Origin of the sequence: Aetokthonos hydrillicola CCALA 1050 (assembly GCF_017591665.1) — a bacterium.
GTDB classification, from domain to species: Bacteria; Cyanobacteriota; Cyanobacteriia; order Cyanobacteriales; family Nostocaceae; genus Aetokthonos; species Aetokthonos hydrillicola.
This window is the reverse complement of sequence record NZ_JAAKGC010000037.1, coordinates 47,073-69,156: the sequence shown is the minus strand read 5'-3', so window position 1 is coordinate 69,156 and position 22,084 is coordinate 47,073. Positions and strand designations below refer to the sequence as shown.

Annotated in this window: 17 protein-coding genes and 1 pseudogene; 8 read left to right on the top strand and 10 right to left on the bottom strand. The window is 40.0% G+C overall.

Annotated elements, in window-relative coordinates; translation table 11 throughout:
* The coding region (locus G4P69_RS19325; protein WP_208350892.1) for an NAD(P)H-quinone oxidoreductase subunit 3 at positions 1 to 353 on the bottom strand (353 nt) is incomplete at its 3' end.
* 185 nt (positions 354 to 538) lie between these two features.
* Between G4P69_RS19325 and G4P69_RS19320 the strand changes: the two genes are divergently transcribed.
* From G4P69_RS19320 to G4P69_RS19295, 6 genes are all read left to right on the top strand, one after another.
* Positions 539 to 874 carry a rubredoxin gene (locus G4P69_RS19320; protein ID WP_208341083.1) on the top strand — a complete coding sequence of 112 codons (336 nt, stop codon included), beginning with the start codon at positions 539 to 541 and terminating at the stop codon, positions 872 to 874.
* 228 nt (positions 875 to 1,102) lie between these two features.
* A complete protein-coding gene (locus tag G4P69_RS19315) occupies positions 1,103 to 2,125 on the top strand; it encodes a photosynthesis system II assembly factor Ycf48 (protein WP_208341081.1) in 1,023 nt (340 codons plus the stop codon).
* Positions 2,126 to 2,244: 119 nt separating this feature from the next.
* Positions 2,245 to 2,490, top strand: coding sequence for a cytochrome b559 subunit alpha (gene psbE, locus G4P69_RS19310; RefSeq protein WP_208341079.1), 246 nt, complete (start codon positions 2,245 to 2,247; stop codon positions 2,488 to 2,490).
* 15 nt (positions 2,491 to 2,505) lie between these two features.
* A complete protein-coding gene (gene psbF / locus G4P69_RS19305; RefSeq protein ID WP_015139785.1) occupies positions 2,506 to 2,643 on the top strand; it encodes a cytochrome b559 subunit beta in 138 nt (45 codons plus the stop codon).
* 9 nt (positions 2,644 to 2,652) lie between these two features.
* Positions 2,653 to 2,772, top strand: a complete 120-nt coding sequence (locus G4P69_RS19300) for a photosystem II reaction center protein L (protein WP_208341078.1) — start codon at positions 2,653 to 2,655, stop codon at positions 2,770 to 2,772.
* A gap of 120 nt (positions 2,773 to 2,892) precedes the next feature.
* Positions 2,893 to 3,012, top strand: a complete 120-nt coding sequence (locus tag G4P69_RS19295; RefSeq protein WP_208341076.1) for a photosystem II reaction center protein J — start codon at positions 2,893 to 2,895, stop codon at positions 3,010 to 3,012.
* A 128-nt stretch (positions 3,013 to 3,140) separates the two neighbouring features.
* Here G4P69_RS19295 and G4P69_RS19290 read toward each other — a convergent pair.
* From G4P69_RS19290 to psbO, 7 genes and pseudogenes are all read right to left on the bottom strand, one after another.
* Positions 3,141 to 3,245 (bottom strand): annotated as a pseudogene (locus tag G4P69_RS19290) (photosystem I reaction center subunit VIII); the annotation flags it as partial.
* Between the two features lie 220 nt (positions 3,246 to 3,465).
* Entirely contained in the window at positions 3,466 to 5,718 is a 2,253-nt protein-coding gene (locus tag G4P69_RS19285) for a hypothetical protein (protein WP_208341068.1), read from the bottom strand.
* Between the two features lie 456 nt (positions 5,719 to 6,174).
* Complete coding sequence (locus G4P69_RS19280; protein ID WP_208341066.1) at positions 6,175 to 6,855, bottom strand: hypothetical protein; 681 nt, start codon at positions 6,853 to 6,855, stop codon at positions 6,175 to 6,177.
* Positions 6,856 to 7,778: 923 nt separating this feature from the next.
* Complete coding sequence (locus G4P69_RS19275; protein WP_208341064.1) at positions 7,779 to 8,033, bottom strand: hypothetical protein; 255 nt, start codon at positions 8,031 to 8,033, stop codon at positions 7,779 to 7,781.
* A 4-nt stretch (positions 8,034 to 8,037) separates the two neighbouring features.
* Positions 8,038 to 8,853: a hypothetical protein gene (locus G4P69_RS19270; RefSeq protein ID WP_208341061.1), complete on the bottom strand. Its 816-nt coding sequence runs from the start codon at positions 8,851 to 8,853 to the stop codon at positions 8,038 to 8,040.
* A 281-nt stretch (positions 8,854 to 9,134) separates the two neighbouring features.
* Complete coding sequence (locus tag G4P69_RS19265; protein WP_208341059.1) at positions 9,135 to 9,911, bottom strand: RNA polymerase sigma factor SigF; 777 nt, start codon at positions 9,909 to 9,911, stop codon at positions 9,135 to 9,137.
* A gap of 694 nt (positions 9,912 to 10,605) precedes the next feature.
* Complete coding sequence (gene psbO, locus G4P69_RS19260) at positions 10,606 to 11,448, bottom strand: photosystem II manganese-stabilizing polypeptide (protein ID WP_208341057.1); 843 nt, start codon at positions 11,446 to 11,448, stop codon at positions 10,606 to 10,608.
* 462 nt (positions 11,449 to 11,910) lie between these two features.
* On the opposite strand from psbO, the gene G4P69_RS19255 reads away from it, so the two are divergent.
* Positions 11,911 to 12,216, top strand: coding sequence for a hypothetical protein (locus G4P69_RS19255; protein ID WP_208341055.1), 306 nt, complete (start codon positions 11,911 to 11,913; stop codon positions 12,214 to 12,216).
* 163 nt (positions 12,217 to 12,379) lie between these two features.
* Here G4P69_RS19255 and G4P69_RS19250 read toward each other — a convergent pair whose 3' ends face one another.
* Both G4P69_RS19250 and G4P69_RS19245 read right to left on the bottom strand, forming a co-directional pair.
* Positions 12,380 to 17,320 carry a WD40 domain-containing protein gene (locus G4P69_RS19250; RefSeq protein ID WP_208341053.1) on the bottom strand — a complete coding sequence of 1,647 codons (4,941 nt, stop codon included), beginning with the start codon at positions 17,318 to 17,320 and terminating at the stop codon, positions 12,380 to 12,382.
* A gap of 168 nt (positions 17,321 to 17,488) precedes the next feature.
* The gene (locus tag G4P69_RS19245; protein WP_208341051.1) at positions 17,489 to 18,826 is read right to left on the bottom strand and encodes an ATP-binding protein; all 1,338 of its coding nucleotides are present in this window, start codon (positions 18,824 to 18,826) and stop codon (positions 17,489 to 17,491) included.
* 1,174 nt (positions 18,827 to 20,000) lie between these two features.
* Between G4P69_RS19245 and G4P69_RS19240 the strand changes: the two genes are divergently transcribed.
* Complete coding sequence (locus G4P69_RS19240) at positions 20,001 to 21,125, top strand: cell division protein FtsQ/DivIB (protein WP_208341049.1); 1,125 nt, start codon at positions 20,001 to 20,003, stop codon at positions 21,123 to 21,125.
* Positions 21,126 to 22,084 lie beyond the last annotated feature (959 nt).

Genomic DNA, 22,084 nt, shown 5'->3' with positions numbered 1-22,084 from the left:
CCCAAAGCTCCTTTACGCCCCGCTAAAACTAGGGCAATTACAAGAATTGCAATAAAAACTAATGCTTCAACAAATGCCAACAGCCCAAGACGATGGAACGCAACAGCCCAAGGATACAAAAACACAGTCTCTACATCGAAGACGACAAAGATCAGAGCAAACATGTAGTAGCGGATGTTGAACTGTATCCAGGCACCGCCAATGGGTTCCATACCTGATTCATACGTAGTACGCCTTTCTGGGTTGCGACCAGTGGGTCGCAGGAGCTTGGACGCTGAGAGAGCCAAGGCAGGCACTAGGCTACATACTATTAAAAAGCCTAGAAGGTATTCATAACCGCTAAGGACAAACACAATAAAATCTACCGCTTGAAGTGGAAATAACTTTGTTACCTTCTTTTACATTATATCGGCTTTGATTTTTTTGATCCCCAGAAAACAGAACCAGAGATTATTTGATTCGTTTTTAGTGACTATAGAAAGAACTAACAGTTATGTCATAATTTTTAACGTATCTTTAATATTTGTCCCTGACCACCATGAGCGAACCAGCTGTTGATACAACCGCATTAGACCGCTATGAGTGCCGAGTCTGCGGTTATGTCTATGAACCCGATAAAGGGGACGACAAACATAACATTGCTCCTGGAACACCTTTTGCTGAACTACCGATAACTTGGCGTTGTCCAGTTTGCAGCGCTAAGTCAACCGCTTTCACGAACATTGGTGGCGTAGGCGCGGCTTCCGGCTTTAAAGAAAATCTAGGTTATGGTTTAGGTGTCAACCAACTCACCCCAACCCAGAAGAATCTCTTGATTTTTGGCGGCTTGGTTCTCGCCTTCTTGTTCTTTATAAGTCTCTACGGTTTGCAATAAAATGCAATGGGCATTGGGCATTGGGTAATAAGCAATGGGCAATGATAAATCAAAAAATGTAATTAATTCTGTCTAACTACTGAGCATACCTTATATTCACTATGCCCCATGCCCCATGCCCCATGCCCCATGCCCCATGCCCATTGCCCCATGCCCCATGCCCCATGCCCATTGCCCCAATCCCCTTCTTTGGTAAACTTTTACTACACAATTTGACGAAATATAAAGATGTTTTCAACTGTGAGAATTTGGCAACGACTGTTTGCTGTTTTAGTAGCTGTCCTCCTGTGCGTAGGTTGTAGTAAGGTTCCCTCCACAACGTTTAATCCTTGGGAAGTTATTTCTCTGCCAACAGATGCGAAACTGTTGGATATTGCCTTTACTGATAACCCTAAGCATGGCTATTTAGTGGGTAGCAGCGCCACTATTTTGGAAACTCAAGATGGTGGAGAAACTTGGCAACCTGTAAAGTTACAACTCGATGACCAAAGGTACCGCTTTAACACGGTAAGTTTTGCCAACAATGAAGGGTGGATAGCTGGAGAACCTTCTGTGCTACTACACAGCACTGATGAAGGTCATTCTTGGTCACGTATTCTCCTCAGTGCAAAACTTCCTGGTAATCCCATTAGTGTTTTGGCATTAGGAGACAAAACAGCAGAGATGGCTACTGATGTGGGAGCCATCTATAAAACCACAGATGGTGGTCAAACTTGGAAAGCCCAAGTAGAAGAAGCTGTTGGTGTTGTTCGTAATATGGAACGCTCTGCTGACGGCAAATATGTTGCTGTTTCAGCTAAGGGTAATTTCTATTCGACTTGGGAACCAGGAGAAAATTCTTGGAAACCCCATAACCGCAATAGTTCCCGACGAGTCGAAAATATGGGATTTACTCAAAATGGGCGAATGTGGATGCTAGCGCGTGGAGGACAAATACAGTTTACCGATCCAGCCAAGCCTAGTGAGTGGCTGAAAACTGAATATCCAGAACTTTCTACAAGTTGGGGTTTGCTTGATTTGGCTTACCGCACTCCTGAAGAAATTTGGGTAAGTGGTGGTAGTGGTAATTTGCTGTTGAGTGTTGATGGTGGTAAAACCTGGGAAAAAGACCGTGATGTTGAAGGAGTTCCCGGTAATTTATATAAAATTGTTTTCTTATCTCCAGAAAAAGGTTTTATTATCGGTGATCACGGCGTTTTGCTGAAATATCAACCAACAGTTGCAGCTGCTTCTAAGTCAGAGGAAGCTTAACGTGATTCATAGATGAGTATTAATACTCATTTATGAGAAACAGGTTGCAACTTGTAACTCTTTCTAAACTTTGTAGGATAATAAACTCATTAACAATTGTTGCCAAGGGAGGGATCTAAATGTCAGGTACTACTGGAGAGCGTCCATTTAGTGACATTATTACTAGTATTCGTTACTGGGTGATTCACAGTATCACCATTCCAGCATTGTTTATTGCTGGTTGGTTATTTGTCAGCACAGGTTTGGCATACGACGTGTTTGGCACACCTCGCCCCAACGAGTATTACACACAAACAAGGCAGGAATTGCCAATTTTGAATAACCGTTTTGAAGCAAAACAACAAGTTGAACAATTTACTAAGTAAAAGTAGTTTGAAATCATGACTAGCGGAAATAACATCAATCAACCAGTTACTTATCCAATTTTTACAGTTCGTTGGCTTGCAGTTCACACCCTGGCTGTACCTACTGTGTTCTTCTTGGGCGCGATCGCCGCAATGCAATTTATTCAACGCTAGGAGCAAATCATGGAAAGAAGTCCCAATCCCAATAAGCAGCCTGTTGAACTCAACCGGACTTCGCTTTACCTAGGATTACTACTCGTTTTCGTTCTCGGTATTTTGTTTTCCAGTTACTTCTTTAACTAGTAGCTGTCATACATGGCTATAGATTTGGGTAAGTTCTACCTTACCCAAGGTTTTGCAAGCACATTTGCAATTGTTAATTAACCTACGTAAATAATTTTCTTGTTAAAGGAGGATAAAACTGTGTCTGGAAGTGGAAGAATTCCCCTGTGGATCGTGGCTACAATCGCTGGGTTAGGTGTGATTACCGTTGTAGGTATTTTCTTTTATGGAGCTTATGCCGGAATTGGTTCCTCCATATAATGCTAGCTTGATCCACATATAATCAGAAAAAACCGCCTATCTCTATGAGATAGGCGGTTTTTTTGGGAATTGAGGCTTAGGAATTTCTAACCCTCAACACCTAAACCGTATACCCTGACATCTTCTTACTAGCCAATATTGTCACTTTCTATGTACAAAAATAGAAAAGAGAAGGTCAAAATTGGCAAAATCCAAGTGACTATGGGAACGAAGATAGACTGTAAAAATGAAGCTGCCATAGTTAAATATTCCTATTAAATCACAGCACAATTGAAACCCCGTCTCTTCAGAGCGAGGTACTGAAAACGCTAGTCCGTCTTACATCCCATTCTCAAGAAGAAGGGAAGTTACGGCTCTTTTGCTAAAAAGAGCTTACTGCAAATTCTGTGTCTTTTTCTAAATTGTTTCATATTTTTAACACAGACAAATTTTTTTGGAAAAAATTTAAGCTTTCTAGATGCTCAGGAACAGTTCATCTACAGGTGATTTTAGTAAATCAGGTGGAATGACAGTCCTATGTATACTGGCTTTATGGCTTTCTTGTTTGGTTACCATATCTACTGCGATCGCCTCAACACGAATTTCCAAACAGCCGAAAGGAACGTTGATGTGAGTTATTACTTCCAACTTCCCCTCATAGTTAGGTAGTAAATTTTTCAATAAACGAGGAGCATCAAGTAACCACCGTGTTTGGCAATCCTCAACCCATAACTTCACAGCAACTTGAGAGCGATTACCTGGGATCTGCACAATTACCCTAATAGATTTTCCAGCAATCAACTCACCTTCTGGTATATGTAGTTGTGGAATTGCCAATGGTTCTGTTATGGGTGGTAAATCTGAAACTGATTTTTGTTCTTGTTTTGAGGTCTGTTTTTTGAGAATATCAGTTTCCGCTTCGATATATGTATCATATACTACAATTTCCTGAGCCAAAGCCGGAGAAGGTTTACTGACATACTTCGGAGTGGGAACTTCAGCAATTACTGTGGTGGGGGATGTCATAGATGATTGATCTATAAGACTAAACGACAACTCATCTATTAAATCCGTTAAGCTAGTAATGATATCTGCTGGTATAGGTTCCTCCCACTCTTTTTCAGAGAGCGCTTCATTTTCGGAAACTTCTTGTACCTGTTCTTCAAAGAGATGTTCGCTGCTAATAACTTTGTCTTCGTTATCTTCAAGAGGTTGAGGTGAGGAGTGTCCTTGAGTGTGTACCCATTTTTTAATTAAAGGAGATAAGTAAGTATTACCGACGGCTACTGATTCATTATGTGAGGGAACAAATTCCTCTCCAAACGAGTCTTTCTGGTAAGGGATATCTTCATAATCAGCTTCAATCGTGTTTGTATATTGTAAGCCAAACGCCTCTTGGTGATGATCTGGTTCGACTTGTACTCGTCTCAAGTATGGAAAGGTAGTGCTTATGCTTGTTCTTCTATTGGCTGGGAGTATAGCTGGTACATTAATTTTGTAGATGTTCTGTTTAGGAAGCTGAGGTAGTTGAGGGGAAGCTGGTGTTTTATCGATCTGTCGCCCAACAAGTTGTGGCGGTAAGGATTTTTTTGGAGATGTTGCCAGAAGGTTAGGCTCAGTTTTTTTTACAGTTTTTACGAGATTAAAAAGCTCCAACTTTATTGGTGCAGATGGTTTTGCTTCTTGATGTGACGCAGGCTCGTCTTCCAGGTTATCGACAACGTCTGGCTCAGTGGTTTGTGTCGCAGTGGTGATTGCTAGCAATTCTGCTACATTTGCAGTAATTGTAAAGGATTGATGCGCTAAAACTCTTGGTTCACCCGCAGTTACAAATGAACCATATAAGGTGATATCAGCCAAAATTAGCTTAGATTTGCATTCAGATGGAATTTCAATGGGGACTTGAATGGAAAATGGCAGGAATTCTTCTGGTAATGGTTGTCGCTCTTGGGCTAGGATTTCTGAGGTATCAGGAGAAGAGAGTTGTATTTTTAACTCACCATTGTAAACTCTTTCGCAGTTTGGTCTGTCGTCGAGAACATAATTTATTTGTTCAGGCTCCACACGCCCATTAACAGTGAGAGTTTCTCCCCAGCTAGTAATATAAGTTTCTTGTTCTAAGGTTAGCAATAGTGGTAGCGCAATAACTGGTAGAGAATCTTCAAGCGAAATTTCCTCTTCTAGTAGTGGTTCACTGGGAGGTAACGCTAATGAAACCAAACTTTTTAAAATTTCTTCTGCTGTATCGGCTTTGAGCCAGACTGGGGAGACAGGATCGTCAATGACTACTTGATCGTCGCATTCTATGACAGGGTTCAACCCCTCGCTAGATAAGGGTGGTGCTGGTTGTCCCCATGTGTTTTTTTGAGCTAAAGATAAGTTAGGCAAAACTACTAGGCAGATGCTGTATTGCCATGATTTACGGAGATTATCTGATATCAAATCACCACAGCATTGTAACTCCCAAATTCCCGCCTTAAGGTAGGTATAGGGAATTACTACCATTAGCCCATCTTCGGTAGTACGACGCGATCGCTTTTGAATCCGCCTCTTTGGGGGAACTTCTAGAGTTGACGAGTAAATTACCCGCACTTCCACATTAATATTGGGGAGACCAGAGCGAGTTACAATTCTATACATCCCCTCAATAATTTCCACTTTTGGCGATTCTAAGGAATGCCAAGAGCGATCGCCTTGTTTCTGTATCAGAAATTGCCAGTTTTCCATTGTGCGTGATGCCCAAGACCGAACACCTTGGTAATATTTGGATTACCTTGTTTGCCAGTTTACCCCATAACAAAATATGTTGGGAGCATGGGAGGAAGAGAGTCAGCAATGAGGTGTGATCTTAATCATTGATGACTCGTAAATGCACACGATATTGTCGATAACAATCAAATCTACATTGCTGCGCTAAATGGCAGACTCGGTGTTTTTTTGAAGGAATGAGGCTCAGATTGATCTTATAGGTGAACTATTGCAACAGGATAACCTAATTGACAATCAGGGCGCAAAACTCCCCAAAAACTGTTGTGTTTGATGTCTTTACCTAGTAAAGATTTCAACGTTAAACAGATTACCATAACACATAAAGCGCAGAATATTTGGCTAAACGAACAGAACAAGGGAATCTGACAACGATACTGTTTGAGAATTGTTGATTCGAGTAGTCAACAGCCCTATTTAAGCAGGAGCAAAAGCTCCAGGCGGAATAGGCACATATTGAGGGCTTGCTAAGCAGATTCCCTGTCTGTACCATACACCCTCGACCTCGAAAACCTCGAATTGAGTTGTGAGGATTGCCCAAGTTCTCTCGTTTAGCCCTCCCGAATAAGTCCAGGTGAATCGGTTCGAGATGCTTAGCCGTCGTTCCAGTTCTACTAAATCTTCAGGGAGCCAAAACCGATTCATTACTCGTTGAGTGGCAATCTCAGGCGGAGTCTCCAGCATGTCAGACATTGGTTGGTTAACAATGATTTGCTTGTTATCACTTTGCCTAACAATACTCACTGGAAGCTCATTTTCAGCAGCTGCAACCATTCGGCGCAATAACTCTACTGGTAAATTCAACTGGCTTGAAAAAACTGTACCATTGAAAGGTAAGAGGCGTTCGGCAGTCAATGCCACGCTGGATAAAGGATGGGAATTCATCCACCCATAAAACTCGATTGGTTGCTTACAGCGTCTCCATCCGATCTGGACTTTACCATTAATTTTTGCGGCGGTTTCGCTTAGAGCATAACCGTAATCTTGGGCAAGATCTGCGGCATGTTGCTTGCTAGGGGCAAGGATAGAAACCCCTTCGTATGATATTTTATAGTTCCAACCGGGTTGGTTTAAAACTTTCAGAATGCTCACACTCATCTTTTTGTTACATTTTCCGAATCATTACGTAAGAAATTAACGGGTTTCTGAAAAATTGGTCTTTTTCTCAGATCACCAAATAAAAAGCGTTTAAGGGAAAACGTCCCTTTATAGGTAGCAAACCCTCAAAGAGAGACACTTGTATTTGTTTGTGCCTCAATCACACTTAGATATGGTGATTTTTTGTTTAATTAAACCAGCATTTGTGGCTGGAAGGGCTACTTGCGTAGGGTTTTAAGGACTTGTAAGTAATCTGTTTTGTTGGTTTAGTTTACATTGGACTGGAAAATGTTAAACCTCTTGCTATGTGACAATTAGCACGGCACAATGAAGAAATTATGAGAGGAGCATCGCACTAACTACGGAAAATACCTTTTGTTTGGTATTTTACTGAGGGTGCGCTGTGGTTTTATTGTATTGGTTTGAAAGACAAATCAAACTCAATCTTTTACTGTTGTTAAATACAGGCATAAGCAGTTTTTCTTATGACTGAAGGGAGAATTATAACAGAACATATAGAGTCGTTACTAGTAGTTGACAAAGAAGACATGAAAGATAACCCGGTCAGAATTCTTACCCTACAAGCGTTTCAAGAAAAATGAGTGTCGAAGAGAAACAACTGACTGACCCCCGACACCCTCTGAATTATTTTAGGCTTAGCTTTATTTTTGCTTATACCATATTTATATGAAGCTCCATATATTGACCCCCGGCTAAGTTCCCCTTACCAAGGGGGGACTACAGGGGGGTAAAAATAATATGCAGCTTCACAAAAAATTGGTATAATGTATAATCTTGAAAACCTACTTTATGGAAGGTCTCGAATAATTAGCCGAATATATTTTTGTTGGTAAAATCAATGAAACGCGGCAATTAGTTACCGCGTTCCAATTTGTTGATTTTTAAATGCTTTTGCCTTTTGTTCAAGTTGAACGAACACCATATCGGCTGCGATAATATGCCAAAATTTGCTCTACGCGTTGCCGACTTTGTGGCACAGACTTTGGTGTATGTTCAATCCACAAGCCAGCGATTTGACTTTGATTATAATCAAATGACTCAGAAGACTGAGGAATTAAACCCACTTCTACTCCTTCCACCTGCTGCAAATGAGCAGCTATCTCTCGATACACAGCTAAAGGTAAGTCAGTAAATTCTATTTTTTGTCTTGTCTCCATATTTTTAAGTTGCTCCGGGTAAAGCAGATGATGGTTTTGAGTTTAAAGGTGCTTCCCCTACCATTTTCGCAACTTCAATACCATATTGTTCCAAAATAACAGTTGGTTCTGAACCTTCATTCATTTCAATACGTTTAATCAGCAAGCCACTTGCTAGTCGTTGTCCTGCCTGTACGTATCGGCTTGTTGGTTCAGTTGGTACTTTAATAATAGCTTGAGGTTCTTGACCTACTAGTACCACACCTGTAACCAGAACTGCTTTTGCTAACTCCGGTTGCGGAGGTGGAGGTAAGACTGAGACAAGAGTCTGGTTAGGAATTACCTGAGGTAATACTTTAGGCAAAACTGGTCGAGTTAAATTAGTTCTAAGGTTTAACTTTGGTTTTACTCGAGTCAAAGGGCTCTTAGTCTTGCTGATTTTGATCGCGGGGGAGATGGCAACAGTCTTATTTATTTGGCGTTTTTCAACCACTCTAGGAGTAGGCAAATTTTTAGTTTTTTCTACTACTGTAGTATTTGCGATACTTAGAGGATACGGTCCTATAATTTGTGCAAAAGGATCAGCACGTCCTTTTGATACCACACCTATACGTTCTGTAGGATTCGTCGGTTGAATTAAACCAGCACTCCCAACAGTAGATGATGGAGTCTTTTTGGCAGGCACCACTGGATTATTAAACGGTAGAGTTGCACCTTTTTTAATTGTTGTTGGGGTGTTAGTCAGTGTAGGATTGCTTGATTGTTGTTCTCCTTCCGACGAACATCCAACAATTGCTAAAGCTAAAATGGCTGCAACTACAATTTTTGAATTTCTGCCCATTAGCTGTTCTCAAGAGCCATAGAAAAACTTGGTTACCGAAATCTACCTTCTGAAATTTCTGTCAAAGGTGAAATCTGATACCGTTATAACTCAAGATTTTTAGATTTCCAAGGTTTTTCTAAATACTACTGAAACTGAGTTAAACAAGGAATCACGATCCAGAATTCCGAATTCAGAATATCTCTCTCAAAATCAGGACTTACGCAATTTAAACCCTACGACATTCCGCTAAATCCAGCATTCATACTGACTCCTGACTCCTGACTCCTGACTTCTTTCTCTTAATTTTCTGCTGCAACCATTAAATTTTTCAACAAGTCCAGTCCTTTTTTTACTCGGCGAGAAACCGTAACAACACTGATACCTAATTGTTCAGCGACTTGTTTTTGCGTTAAATCATGCAAAAACACAAACTCTAAGACTTCGCGTGTGCATTTTTCTACCTGCACCAGTGCTTGTTGTACGCGAATTTGGTCTTCTTGCGCTAGTTGAAAGCTGCGGTAACGGTGATCTGGAACCAAATCTCCTAGAGAAATAGAACCTTCTTCCCCATCATTTACAGGCATATCTAAACTTAAAGGAGAGCGATTAATCCATGCTAGTTTAATTTCTTGCCACTCATCTAGCGAAACTTCCAGTGCGGCTGCTAATTCTGAATCTGTTGGTTGACGATTGTATTTTTCACGTAAAGAACGAGAAACTGCTATTGCTTGTTGTTGCAGGGCTAACCAGCGTCGAGGAATTCGGACTGTTACACCTTTATCTCTAAGGTAGTGTTGAATTTCTCCACGTATGTAAGGAATTGCAAAAGAGCTGAAGGCATAACCCTTAGAAATTTCAAATTTTTCAATAGCTCTAATTAAACCTATGCACCCAACTTGAAGCAAATCCTCGTAACTTTCGTGGCATTGATTTATCCAATAATGCGTTTCTTTTCTGACAAGTCCAAAATTAAGTTGTACCAGTTGATTGCGAACATCTGCTGAGCGCGATTGCTGGTATGTTCGCAATAGCTGCCAAGTTTCATGCTTCAGGTCATCGGCAATTGTGGTAGGCATAGCACCCCATTAATTCATTAATTAATCAAACAAATATTTAAAAAATTGCCTTTTTATCAAGCTATTATTGTTTATAGATACTCGGTTTTTACTGAGCATTTATTAGTTAGCACAGCACTGCTATAGGAGATTTTTCAATTTCCTACAGAGATGACACTCATTTATGGCGCACAAACTTTCAATACGCGAATACCTGCCATAAATGGATTGAGTACATAGCCTAATTCAAATAAGCAGTTGGGGATATTTTGTTGCTTCGTGGGCGTTGGTTTGAACTGTAGCTTTGAAAAACTACCTAAAACAAAAATAGGAAATTTTTACCCGAAACTAGAACCGAAATTGTACGGAAATAAAATATTTTATACTTAAAGTTAAGTTATAGCTATAAAAAGGAGTCAGGAGTCAGAATTCAGGAGTCAGAATTCAATAAACAGAATGCACCAACCATAAAGGGATGGTGTTTAAAAAATCCTTCAACTCCTCTTTCGTCAATCAGGGATGAGGTTTTAAACAAATATTTATTCTGACTCCTGAACGCCACATTCCTACGGAGGGAAACCCTCCCGCAGAAGTGGCTCCTCCTGACTCCTGAATTCTTGTTCATAAATAACCCCCTCCTTCCTAATTCAGTAGATAAGGAAGGAAGGGGGACGTATAACCGTAAATGTTAATCATTTACGATAGTTAAGAAAATTTAAGCATCAGCTGGTTGAACTCGAGCGTAAAACAGACCACGAATCCTAACTTCTTCTGGTTCTTCAGCACCTAAATCAGTATCTGAGGGCTGTTCACTTTCAAAAGTACCCGCAATTTCACCAGTAGAACCATCAATTTTTGCGATTTGTAAGGAAATTTTGCCATTTAGAACTTGAGCACGCTTAACGTTGGCACGAGTAAGTTCTTTGTCGTCGGCTTGTGCAGGGAGAGCTACCGCGTTGTCGTAACCTGTTACAACACCACGACCTTTAGGATCTAGGAAAGCAGCACCTCTATAGGAGGGGACTTTAAAACTGCCTTGAAAGTCTGTTGAGGTGTTAAGGCTAGTTAAGTTAGGTTGTGTTCTAGCCACTAAATTTTTGATTGTAAACAGTAAAGCTACTCGCTCACCCCCGGGCAGTTGTACAGTTATAGGCTGGAAATCGAAACCATCTTTTTCCTCAAAAGTCAAGCTGCCATCTGCATTTACCTTAAGATCTCCTTGAACCTGATCCAAAGAGTAGGTACGACGAGTCAACAACTTACCTGCGATAAATTCTGGTGCTTGTCGTTTATTTGTAGGTTCTTCTTTTACAAAGAAATTGGTTGGCTCTAAGCAAAGTTCTTTTAAGGTATAGGACTTGCCAGGATCAATCGGAATAGAGCCACGGCTTGTTTCTGCCAGTAGTGGGCATTTGTTAGCTAAGCCAGTTCCTCTAATTTGATCGTAGGTGAGAGCCGTCGTTGTTCCTGTACTAGCTTCGGACGGTCCCTCAGTACAAGCAGCTAGAAAGCTTAAACAAAAAGCCAAGAATCCAACAATTAAAGCGCGATACCTCATGGTCAACCTCAATTTCAAAAATTAATATCTAAGTTGTAAAACTCTGAAGCTGTGATGTCTCTTGACAAGTCACCCAATAGGTGTCTACGGCAAAAGTAGCCGTTCAAACTTCTCTCTGTGCTAAATGTACTTCAATGTCTCCCTTTGTTAAAGCTTACAGCTAAACGCGTTGGGTGCTGACTGTAGTAATTAGGGAAGTCAGCCAGATCATACGATTTTTTTTAACTCAAAATCAAAATATCTATCAAAATAATACGTTGTTGGGCATGGGGCATGGGGCATTGGGCATTGGGCATGGGGCATTGGGCAATTGCAACCCAAGAGTGGGTTGGATTCGAGCGCTGGTTTGAATTAAACTGCCCCCACTAACCGGATTTATCCTTTGGTTTACCTTATGGCTACATGAAACCCAAAAATCTCCGGTAAATTTGAGGTGACCTCAATTTACAAGAATAGGGAGCTATGAGCAACGTTAGAAATATTGACTCAGAGAATTTGTCTTATAAACTGCAAGCGATCGCCTCCGTAGTCGATGATGCTGTGCAAGATTGTCAGGGTGATGTTATCGCCCTTTTGGCTATATTACGAAAGTTAGAACAGTTACACCAACAGATCCGAGATGGAGCGTTCCAAAAAAGTTTGCCTGACAACCGTCAAGGACTCTACACACTTCTTAAAGATATGGAATCTCTCGGAGGCTGGCCTTATATTGAACGAATGAGGCTACAAGCCTTTTTAGCATTTTTACAGCAAGAAATGTTGGAATAACTATAGGGTATTGGGTACTGGGGATTGGGTATTGGGGATTGGGTATTGGGGACTGGGGACTGGGGACTGGGGACTTCTTCCCCTGCTCCTCTGCTCCCCCGGCTCAGTAACTTTTGACTTTTGAATGAGTGACTTTTGACTTCCCCACAGGGGCTGCTCCCTCTTAGTTACAAAGAGAGCGATCGCGCTGGTCAACATTGCGATTAGATTGAAGATAATCTCTCACCCAGTTACAACCACGACTAAGCAAGTTATGTAAATCTAAATTCCACAAAATTATTGTCTTATCATCACTAGCTGATGCTAATGTTTGACCATCTGGGCTAAAACTGACACTCAGTACAGGTGCACGATGCCCATTGAGAGTTTTGATCAATTTGCCATCATGACTCCAAAGCTTAACCGTACTATCCCAACTGGCGGCAGCTAAAACTTCCCCGTTAGGACTAAAGTTAACGGCGTTGACACTATCGCTATATCCTTTAAGCAAAGTTTTCAACAACGTGCCATCCCATCGCCATAGCTTTACAGTATTATCCCAACTAGCAGAAGCCATTAATTTATCAGTTGGACTAAAGCTTACACCTAATACCCAACTCTCATGAGGTGAAAAAGTTTTTAACAAAGTACCATCTCGTCGCCAAAGTTTTACAGTCTGATCATCGCTGGCGGAGGCTAGAAGCTGACTATCAGAAGTGAAACTCACGCTATTCACCCAACCTTGGTGTCCATTAAGAGTTTTTAATAACTTACCTTCACGATTCCACAATTTCACCGTTTTATCTTTACTCGCTGATGCCAACAACTGCCCATCAGGACTAAAACTGACACTCATCACACTACCGCTATGCCCACTCAGCGTTTTGAGAAACAACCCATCACGCCGCCAAAGTTTTAAGGTTTTGTCATAGCTTCCCGAAACAAACATCTGTCCCAGAGGATCAAAACTAACGCTTGCTACTCTATCTGTATGTCCAAGTAAAGTTTTGTAAAGTCGTGTTTCTACGCCACTAGTATTGCTGTATCTTTGCCAAAGTTTTAGAGTGCGATCGCGACTCCCTGAAACTAATATTTTCCCATCAGGACTCCAGGCAACACTCAAAACCCTGTCTTCATGACCTTTCAAAATAGAGAGTTTTGGAGGATCTAAACGCCAAAGTTTAACGCTTTTATCATAGCTTCCGGATGCCAACAGTTTGTTATCTGGGCTAAAAGCTACGCTAGCAATAGCATCATTGTGACCTTTGAAAGTTCTGTAAGGGCGGTTTTCTAAGGAGTTTCTTTCACTGATATTCCAAAGGCTGATCTTTTTGTCATCGCCTGCGGTAGCTAAATTCTGCCCATTAGTGCTAAAGCTCAAACTCCAAACGGTACCACTATGCTGTAAGGTTCTCACCAGACGAAAGACAAAGCCATTTTTACTGCTCTTAAGTTCTTCCCGCCGCCAAAGTTTTACTGTTTTGTCTCTACTACCAGTTGCTAGCATTTGACCATCAGGGCTAAAAGCCACATAAGTTACGCCACTCGAGTGCCCTAACAAAGTCTGTGCTAAAGTACCGTCCCGTCGCCAAATTTTTACTGTTTGATCTTCACTTGCTGAAGCGAGAAATTGACTATCAGGGCTAAAGTTTACCCAGTTAACCCAGCCAGTATGTCCTCGTAGTACTTTTAGCCGATTACCATTGCTACTCCAGAGCTTGACGCTAGCATCTTTACCACCAGAAGCTAGTAACTTACCATCAGGACTGAAATTAACGCTATAAACCCAATCTCCGTGTCCTTCTATGGTTTTATATGACCATGGATCAAATTCAGCGTTTATAGAGTCTCTATGCCAGAGTCGGATTGTTTTATCCAGACTAGCAGAAGCTAGTAACTTACCATCAGGACTGAAACTCACGCTTGTAACAGCATCGCTATGACCATTAAGGGTTTGGAGTAAACCTCCATCGGAACGCCAAAGTTTTACTGTCCGATCTGTACTCCCTGATGCTAATAGTTGATTATCAGGGCTGAAACTCACACCCCACACAATATCATGATGCCCTTCCAAACGGTTGATTTCCGCTACGCCATAAACAGCTTGCTGTAGCGCTGTAACTACCCGCATTCGAGTCTCTGGCTGAACTGTATTTGTTTGTTTGAGTAACCGAAATGCTCGTAAACTTTCCAATAAAGCATCAAACTCTTTGTTTGAAGCAAATAAGGCTTCACTAGCAGCTGTAAGCCCACTAATTTTTAAGTTAGTTTCACTACGTTCAGCTCTTATAGTTTGAACAACAGCGGCTTGTTTTTGTACATTAGCTTGCCACCATAATGCTCCTATTGTCGCTACCATTGTCGCTAAAACTATACCTGTTAAACGTGCTTCTCGCAAGCGCCGCTGCAAAACCAAATACAGTTGTTCTTGAGAAAGCTTTTGTGCTACTTCAGCTCTATTTTTTTCAATTTGGACTTTTTTAAATTCGGCTACTATACAGTAATTGTTTTTTTGGCGTATTGGTTCAACTAAATAATCATGCACTAACTGGTAACGCTCTCCCGACTCTTCTAAAACTCGCACCACTAAACCACTACCCACCATAATTTCTAAAATCATATCTAATGCAGATGATGAGAAAGTTTCCCTCTCCCCTAATTCTGCTTTTGTTTTGAGCGGTCGAGTGCCTTTTTCATCAGTTAACTCAAAGAGTAATTTCCAACCGAGTTCTTGGTTTTCTTCTCCACAATCTTTAATAGCTTCTTCAAGCCAACGTTTTACTAATTTTTGGGAGCCACCACAACTTTTATATTCTTCAAGAGTAGTAATTTTTTCTACTTGTAATTGAACACCTACTATTTGCAATTCAATTGGATGTACTTCATCAAGTTCCCCAGCTAAATCTATGACTAGTTGATTAATAAGTTCATTTTCGGCTTTGTAGTGAGAGCGTTGAGTTAGATTATGAATAATTTCTATAGCATCTTGAGTGGAGAACTTTCCTAAGTAATAGCGAATATCTTTATCAAGAATATTTTTATTTATCACTCCTATATCATAAGTGTGTTCGATTTTCTCGTTACTTAGTCGCTCAAACTCTAATAAGTAATGTAAATAATCTTCTCGTAAGCACAAAATAATTTTTACAAATGGAATGTTTAAGCAAGCGCTCAATAGCTTATAAAATTCTATTCTGAGATTTATATCTGTGTTGACAAAGAAAAATTCTTCAATTTGATCAAAAATTAAAATAATTGTATAATTACGCTCAGATAATAAACGTAATTTTTCTAAAATATTCGAACACGATATCTGTGAAATAAGAGAGATATCTGTTTGTGCGATCGCGTGATTTAAACTACAGAACAAACCGGTAAGCCAATCCGTATAAATAGACAAAAACACCGTCAAAGGCAGGCGATCGCCAATGACTTTTTGTTTTAAGGCTGGTACTAAACCAGCTTTGAGAGTTGAGCTTTTGCCTACCCCACTAGGACCATGAACAACCGTAAGTTTGCAGTCAGCACGAGATATTCTTTCTATTAATCGATTAACATCTTGCTGTCTTCCTGAATTTATAATTTCTTGCGCAACTTCAACACTACATGGTGAGATTTGCACCCCACAAATTGGGTTAATTCTATAGCGTTGTGGCTGTAATTGGCTAGCTCCAATGAATGCACGAAAGCCATACTGATGTTCTATTTGAATTTTTTCTTGTTTGAGGTTGAACGCTTCTAGATAGTCACGATGCGCAAAAAAGTAAAGCGATCGCAACTCTTCTAAAATCTCTATATATAAGCATGGTTCGTATTGAGGTTCACACACAACCTTTGCCCATTCTAGATGATTGATAGCTTCCTCTGGATCACCTAAATGTCTTTGTGCGCGCCCAAGTAGTAGAAGATACCAAGCTTCTTGCTGTCGCGAAACTTCTGGAGTGTCCTCTGCGATCGCAAGCGCTGCGTTAGCTAATTTATCAGCTTCCAACCAATCACAACAAGATGCAGCCACTGTTGCCAAAAAACCATAATCTTGAGCAATTTGAGCCTTTGTTCCATAAGTTTTATGCAGTTCCAATGACTCTTGAGCCAATTTTTGTAAGTCTTCCCAAGCTTGTAAACGTTGTAGCATTTCACAAACGGCTAAAATAAATTTGGCAACTAAATCTTTTCTTTGAGATGCTTCTAATACCTCTAAGCATTCTCTAAAGAAAGATAACGCTTTTTGCCAGTAGCCTTTATTAAGCTCTGGGTATAAGTCTGCCATCCGGCGATAACATAGCCCTAGGTGAAATAGCACTACAGCCTCTCTTAAAAGATGAGCCGATGAGGTTTCTACCTGGTGCTGCCAAAAATCAAGGCTTCTTTGATAATGGGACAAAGCATTGTCTATTTGATCATTTGCGTGATGAATTTGTGCTAACACAAATTCAATACAAGCTTCTAATTCCGGTTCTAATTTAATACCATATAAACGAAGTAAATCATTACGGGCTAATTCAATTTCCCAGTGTTGAGATGATTTAGGATCTAAATCTAGGGCTGCATTAGATAAAAATCTTTGAGCACCCACCTCTAAAACTTTAGCAAATAGAAGTTCTGTTTCATGTCTTATCATAGCCACTAAATCTTCTGGTTCCATTTCAAATCTGATGGTGGTTGCAGCCCAACTTTTAAAATCGGGTGCCACCCTAGAAAGCAATGTTGCGACCTGATCTTTGAGCCAGAAAACTAATGGAAATTGAAAACTTTCAGCATAGATATCTCTTACTTGATTAACATTAATAATTTGGTCTTCAAGATTGATGATTGACTCTAGACCAAAAATCATTACAGCTGAAGGTTGAGAATCCGTAGCCAGATTTGGATTATCGTCAAAGAGTTCTTTGATAATGGTCGTATGTAGAGCAGTTGTTGATGGTGAAAGAACAAGTTCGTGTAAATTCGTATCCTTAGACAAAGAGTGAATATCAACTAATATTTCCTCTCGTAATCTCTCATAGTTACACCGAACAAAAATTAGGGAAAATTGCCCTTTTGATAAAGCAATTGCCCGCAGCAATGTTTGCAAAGACCGCTGATTTTCTGTTGATATTTCTGCTATAACATGACACTCTTTCATAATTAGAAACTACGGAAAATCAAAAGAAAGTATTATGGGTTTGGTGATAGAAATTGGGCTATTAGGGTTTATGAAAAATTTTTCTGTCACTTATTCCCTAATTTTCTTCAAGAGTTAATAATCAACAGCTTTTGGTATTTTGCTATTGATTATTGACTCGTGCAGCTATTATTTTATGAGTTGCTGCTGCCAAGCTTGAACTTTTTCTGTTTCTGCTAATGCTGGACTAATACCGAACCACCGTCCGGAAGGATCGCGGTATTCAAATACAAACATACTTCTTAATAGGCTCTGGTATTCAGACTCGCCTTTAATGCTTTGCTGAATGACAACTTCATATAACAATTGCCACTCTTGTTCATCAATTGCTAATAACAAATCATCGCGATAATCCTGAATTACAGCTTCTAAACAATGCCGTGAAAAAGGTGGATCTTGCCTTTGTAAGCAGCTGTAAAGTAATCCTAATAAATTACGGATGTGACCACCACTAACTCGACATAGTCTATCTAAAGTTTCGGGTTTATCAAATAACTCTGTGATTAATTCTAGTCTTGCATTCCAAGGAATTTCTGGAAAGGCTCTTGCCATTACTAGTTGGCGTAACAAAAACATCCCAGGTTCGTAGTCATTACCATCTCTTTGTCGTACGAGTACCATCGGCAAAACTTTAGGTGCAATACCACCTCCTAAACGGTTTTTTAGTGTTTCGTACTCGTTAGAGAAAATTAAGGCGAGAGGAATTGTATAAACAACATGGCATTTCAGGCGACGTAACTGTTCACCACGGTCAATAAAGAGATATTCTGGTTGCGATCGCCCAGATGCTAAAGGACGCATATCGACTCTATCCAAGTTATCTATAATAACAACCAGTCCTTTTTGACCCCTAGCCTTTAAACGTTCAATAGCTTTGTCTAATATCTCTTCGTTAATGGCTTGTAAAATACTATTTGTCCGAGGTTCCAAATATTGTCTTAATTGAGTCCGTAACTGCGGACTATCTTTGGTTTTTGCAGTAAGTTTAGCAATACCTAAAGATAATTCTACTTGTCCTGATAACTCAATAGGAGTTTGCAAAAAATCCCCAATTTCTCTAAAGAGATTAGCAAAGTAACCAGGTTTAATTTTGATATCAATTGCTTCTAAGCTAACACTCACTTGGCGGGCTACGCTCAATAGAATATCGCTAACATCGATATCCGCCATATCCAAGTCTTGACTTGACTCAAAATAAACCACATGAAACCCAGCTATCTCTAATTCTGTCTTTAGCCGTTGCAACTCCGTTGACTTACCGCAGCCAATATGACCTGTAAATAACTGGCAAGTTGGGTCATCCGGGGAAATACGGGTAATAGTTCGTTGCAATTCTTCAACTATTTTGCAACCACGTACCTCAGAGAAATCTATGTAGTACTGCCGATCAAACGCGTCACCCATAACTATTGTTTTACTAGGGTTACAGGCTTTGAAAAAGCGTGACAAGTTCAGTGTTGTTCTCATGTAAGTTATAATGCCAATTATTTGTATAAATAGATACAAATAATCTCTCCCTAAATATCTAGACACATGATTCAAGGCAGAAGTTGTACCTTTGAAAGCATAGTGCTGGAGATTTACTAGCAGAGCCTAGATCTTACGGGGATTGGGGATTGGGGATTGGGTACTGGGTACTGGGTACTGGGTACTGGGTACTGGGAAAGAATGTGTTTCTCAGCAACTAATCGTTTATACCCAATCCTGGAGCGCGCAGTCCTCAAAGACTTGCTGCGGGCTCCTATCGCTTAATCCTAAGCGCGACCGGTCGTTACTTTCCTAAAACCACCGTTCAACAGATACAATGAGCTACTCTATGAGACTATCTTCCTTTTAATAAACACCCGTATGATGGTAGAGATTGTATTGTCGTTGATTTAAGTTAGCTTGTCCTTTTTACAGCAACTGTCAGGCTTTTGGCAATCTAGTTTTTACTGAACCTTAGATGAATTTTATAGGGCTTTCCATTGTTGACCAAAAAAAGCTACCAGACGCTAAAATTCTTAGTCTGCCGCAGAGTAGTTTCTAGGACAGTGACTGACTTCAGCACTTTGGTCAAGAGCTACGTAATAGTGACCTACTATTATGTGAATTTTTTGTCAATACTCTAGGAGTATATATGGGATTATTAATTTTTCGCAATCACTAGCAAAAAATTTTATTTGATCAAATGTCCTCAATATTACCTCTTGCCTCAAAAATCAGCTACATTAGTGGTTGTTAATTCTTCGGAAAAAGGAAAATATTTAGTATGACAGTTTTCACGGAAAAAATGTTTCGAGTTGAACTCGTATTTGCATATTAGGATTGGTTTGTCAAGAAGTATGGCAAACAATTCCTGATTTAGGATTGGGGATCAGTGACTCTGTATTGGTTCCGATTTTGAAATTTTTGTGTTCAAGACAGTCTACTTAATTTTTCAGTCTTCGTGCTGATTTGACTCACCGAAGTCTTACTAGTAGCACTTTTAAAATAGGGCGATTATAGGACTAATAGGACTGCTATAGTTGCTATAAAGTTTTATGAAATGTGAAAAAAATTCCAAAAAAAGAGGCTATACCTAGCCAAGCGCGTTTACTTAGGTCATTTTAATAGTACGAGTGTAACAAATACTTGGGCTCAAAGTGTGAAAGGGGTTTGAATGGCTGGCATCATATCAGTTTCCAGTAAAAAATTAGAAGGACGGCGTAAGAGATTACGTAAAAGGCGACAGTTAAAAATTATTCAAGCTACCTGGCGAACAATAGCAATTAGTAGTCTGGCAAGTGGGCTTCTGTGGCTAGCAGTTCAGCCGATTTGGGTGGTAACAGACTCTCACGACGTTGTGATTTCGGGTAACCAATTACTCTCTGATGAAGCGGTTCAGTCACTACTGGTACTATCTTATCCCCAGTCTTTATTGAGAATTCAACCATCTCGCCTGGCTGAATCTCTTAAAAATCAACCTATGATTGAACAAGCGTATGTCAGTCGCCGCCTGTTTCCTCCTGGGTTAATAGTTCAAATTAAGGAACGAGTACCTGTAGCGATCGCACTCGACAAGCGCTCTAGATCCTTAGTCGGCTCAGATGCAAACCCCAGCAGTAGTTCTGTTCCTTCTGGAGCGAAACCACTCTTACCGACTCGTACAACGGAAGAGCAAGCAGGCGTTGATGATTCCTCTGCATCTGATGGGAAAACCCCAAAAAATAAGTCCAGCCAGACACTTGCTTTGGCTAGTGCGGGAGAGTCATCCGCAGCCACTAAGTTAGTCAATCCTCCTTCTTCTAATAAAGAGCATCCAAACGAGACTTCTTCACAAACCAGTCTGTTGACTGAAACTTCTAAAGAGCAAAAAAATAGTGACACTCACAAGAAAACAGGAGTTGTAGGGTTAATAGACTCCAGTGGAGTTTGGATGCCTTTAGAAAAATTCACATTATTACATTCGAGTGTACGGTTACCCGATTTAAAGGTTATTGGGTTACCAGAACAATACCGCCCCTATTGGAGTGAACTTTATCAGGCTTTGAGTCAAAGTTCGGTAAAAGTTATGGAAATTGATTGGCAAGATCCTACAAATTTAATTTTGAAAACAGAACTAGGAACGGTACACCTGGGAACACCAAGCTTCCATTTATCCGAAAAAATCAGGGTAATGGCACAAATGCGTCATCTACCTGTACAACTCAATCTCAGTCAGATAGAGTATATTGATTTGAAAAACCCAGAATATCCTCTAGTACAAATGAACCAGAAAAAACAAAGTAGTCCTCAACCTCGCTAAAAACAATTGGCATGCTTAATTTATGCAAAACTCGAAGTTAATAAAGAAGTCTTATGCTGATCGATATATTTTATGATTTTTGGATTTCCGGCAATCTATATAAACATCGGCACTAACTTCTAATTAGAATGGGGGGATAATCGTAAAATTTGATATTGCTATGAAAAGCTGCTGTTTTTGTTACCATCGCATCTTATTGATAGATGCAAAATGTTAGATAATCGAATTCATGGCATTTTTGCTGAAAAAGCTTGTTTGCCTAACTAAAATTTGACTGGACGTAACGCCTGGTGTTCAAGTTGAGTTTGTACGTATTTTATCGTAAGAATACTGCTTGAGGGGCTATGAGGGCGTCTTTTAGACAGATAGTTGATGAGCAAAACCAAGCCATTTTGCAAAAATCTACTTTTTTGTGAAGGTAGAATATTGCTGCAATAGAGTACAGGAGATGCTCTGAGAAAAAGAAACTATTGTGTGAATGCCCATTTTATGAGGCTAGTCACTAAAATAGTATTTCTCATACCCAACTAAAAAGTATAAGAGTCAGCCAAACAGCCTATTGATCAGGACTTTCACAACCCTGACAAAGGAACCTATACCAACACAACAGGTATTAATATTGATAGTAAAAAACTAACACTTAAAATAGTAGTAAGCTTTTTTACAAGTATAATTGACTAGGATCAACAAAACGAGGGCAATGAGATACTAAAGGTTTAATGAGCAAAATCAACAAAATAGTAGTCAATATATTAATATCTTGTGGAAGTTATACAGGTTAATTTCAGGCAAATATAGCTATACTTCTTGAGACTTGGCTGTAGGAGCAGTTACCATTGGGGCTTATCCTATAGCAAACTTTCGCCCTTACCATCCCCAAAAGGGTGGCAATAAAAAGGACAAGACATAAAAGTGCCATAGACTGTGGCAGCGTCAAACTATAGTTGATTCTTAGGTGA

Bases quoted from the DNA above. Each gene is read 5' to 3' on its own strand.
- G4P69_RS19320 (WP_208341083.1), top strand. From the start codon at position 539: ATGAGCGAACCAGCTGTTGATACAACCGCATTAGACCGCTATGAGTGC.
- G4P69_RS19315 (WP_208341081.1), top strand. From the start codon at position 1,103: ATGTTTTCAACTGTGAGAATTTGGCAACGACTGTTTGCTGTTTTAGTA.
- psbE (WP_208341079.1), top strand. From the start codon at position 2,245: ATGTCAGGTACTACTGGAGAGCGTCCATTTAGTGACATTATTACTAGT.
- psbF (WP_015139785.1), top strand. From the start codon at position 2,506: ATGACTAGCGGAAATAACATCAATCAACCAGTTACTTATCCAATTTTT.
- G4P69_RS19300 (WP_208341078.1), top strand. From the start codon at position 2,653: ATGGAAAGAAGTCCCAATCCCAATAAGCAGCCTGTTGAACTCAACCGG.
- G4P69_RS19285 (WP_208341068.1), bottom strand. From the start codon at position 5,718: ATGGAAAACTGGCAATTTCTGATACAGAAACAAGGCGATCGCTCTTGG.
- G4P69_RS19280 (WP_208341066.1), bottom strand. From the start codon at position 6,855: ATGAGTGTGAGCATTCTGAAAGTTTTAAACCAACCCGGTTGGAACTAT.
- G4P69_RS19275 (WP_208341064.1), bottom strand. From the start codon at position 8,033: ATGGAGACAAGACAAAAAATAGAATTTACTGACTTACCTTTAGCTGTG.
- G4P69_RS19270 (WP_208341061.1), bottom strand. From the start codon at position 8,853: ATGGGCAGAAATTCAAAAATTGTAGTTGCAGCCATTTTAGCTTTAGCA.
- G4P69_RS19265 (WP_208341059.1), bottom strand. From the start codon at position 9,911: ATGCCTACCACAATTGCCGATGACCTGAAGCATGAAACTTGGCAGCTA.
- psbO (WP_208341057.1), bottom strand. From the start codon at position 11,448: ATGAGGTATCGCGCTTTAATTGTTGGATTCTTGGCTTTTTGTTTAAGC.
- G4P69_RS19255 (WP_208341055.1), top strand. From the start codon at position 11,911: ATGAGCAACGTTAGAAATATTGACTCAGAGAATTTGTCTTATAAACTG.
- G4P69_RS19250 (WP_208341053.1), bottom strand. From the start codon at position 17,320: ATGAAAGAGTGTCATGTTATAGCAGAAATATCAACAGAAAATCAGCGG.
- G4P69_RS19245 (WP_208341051.1), bottom strand. From the start codon at position 18,826: ATGAGAACAACACTGAACTTGTCACGCTTTTTCAAAGCCTGTAACCCT.
- G4P69_RS19240 (WP_208341049.1), top strand. From the start codon at position 20,001: ATGGCTGGCATCATATCAGTTTCCAGTAAAAAATTAGAAGGACGGCGT.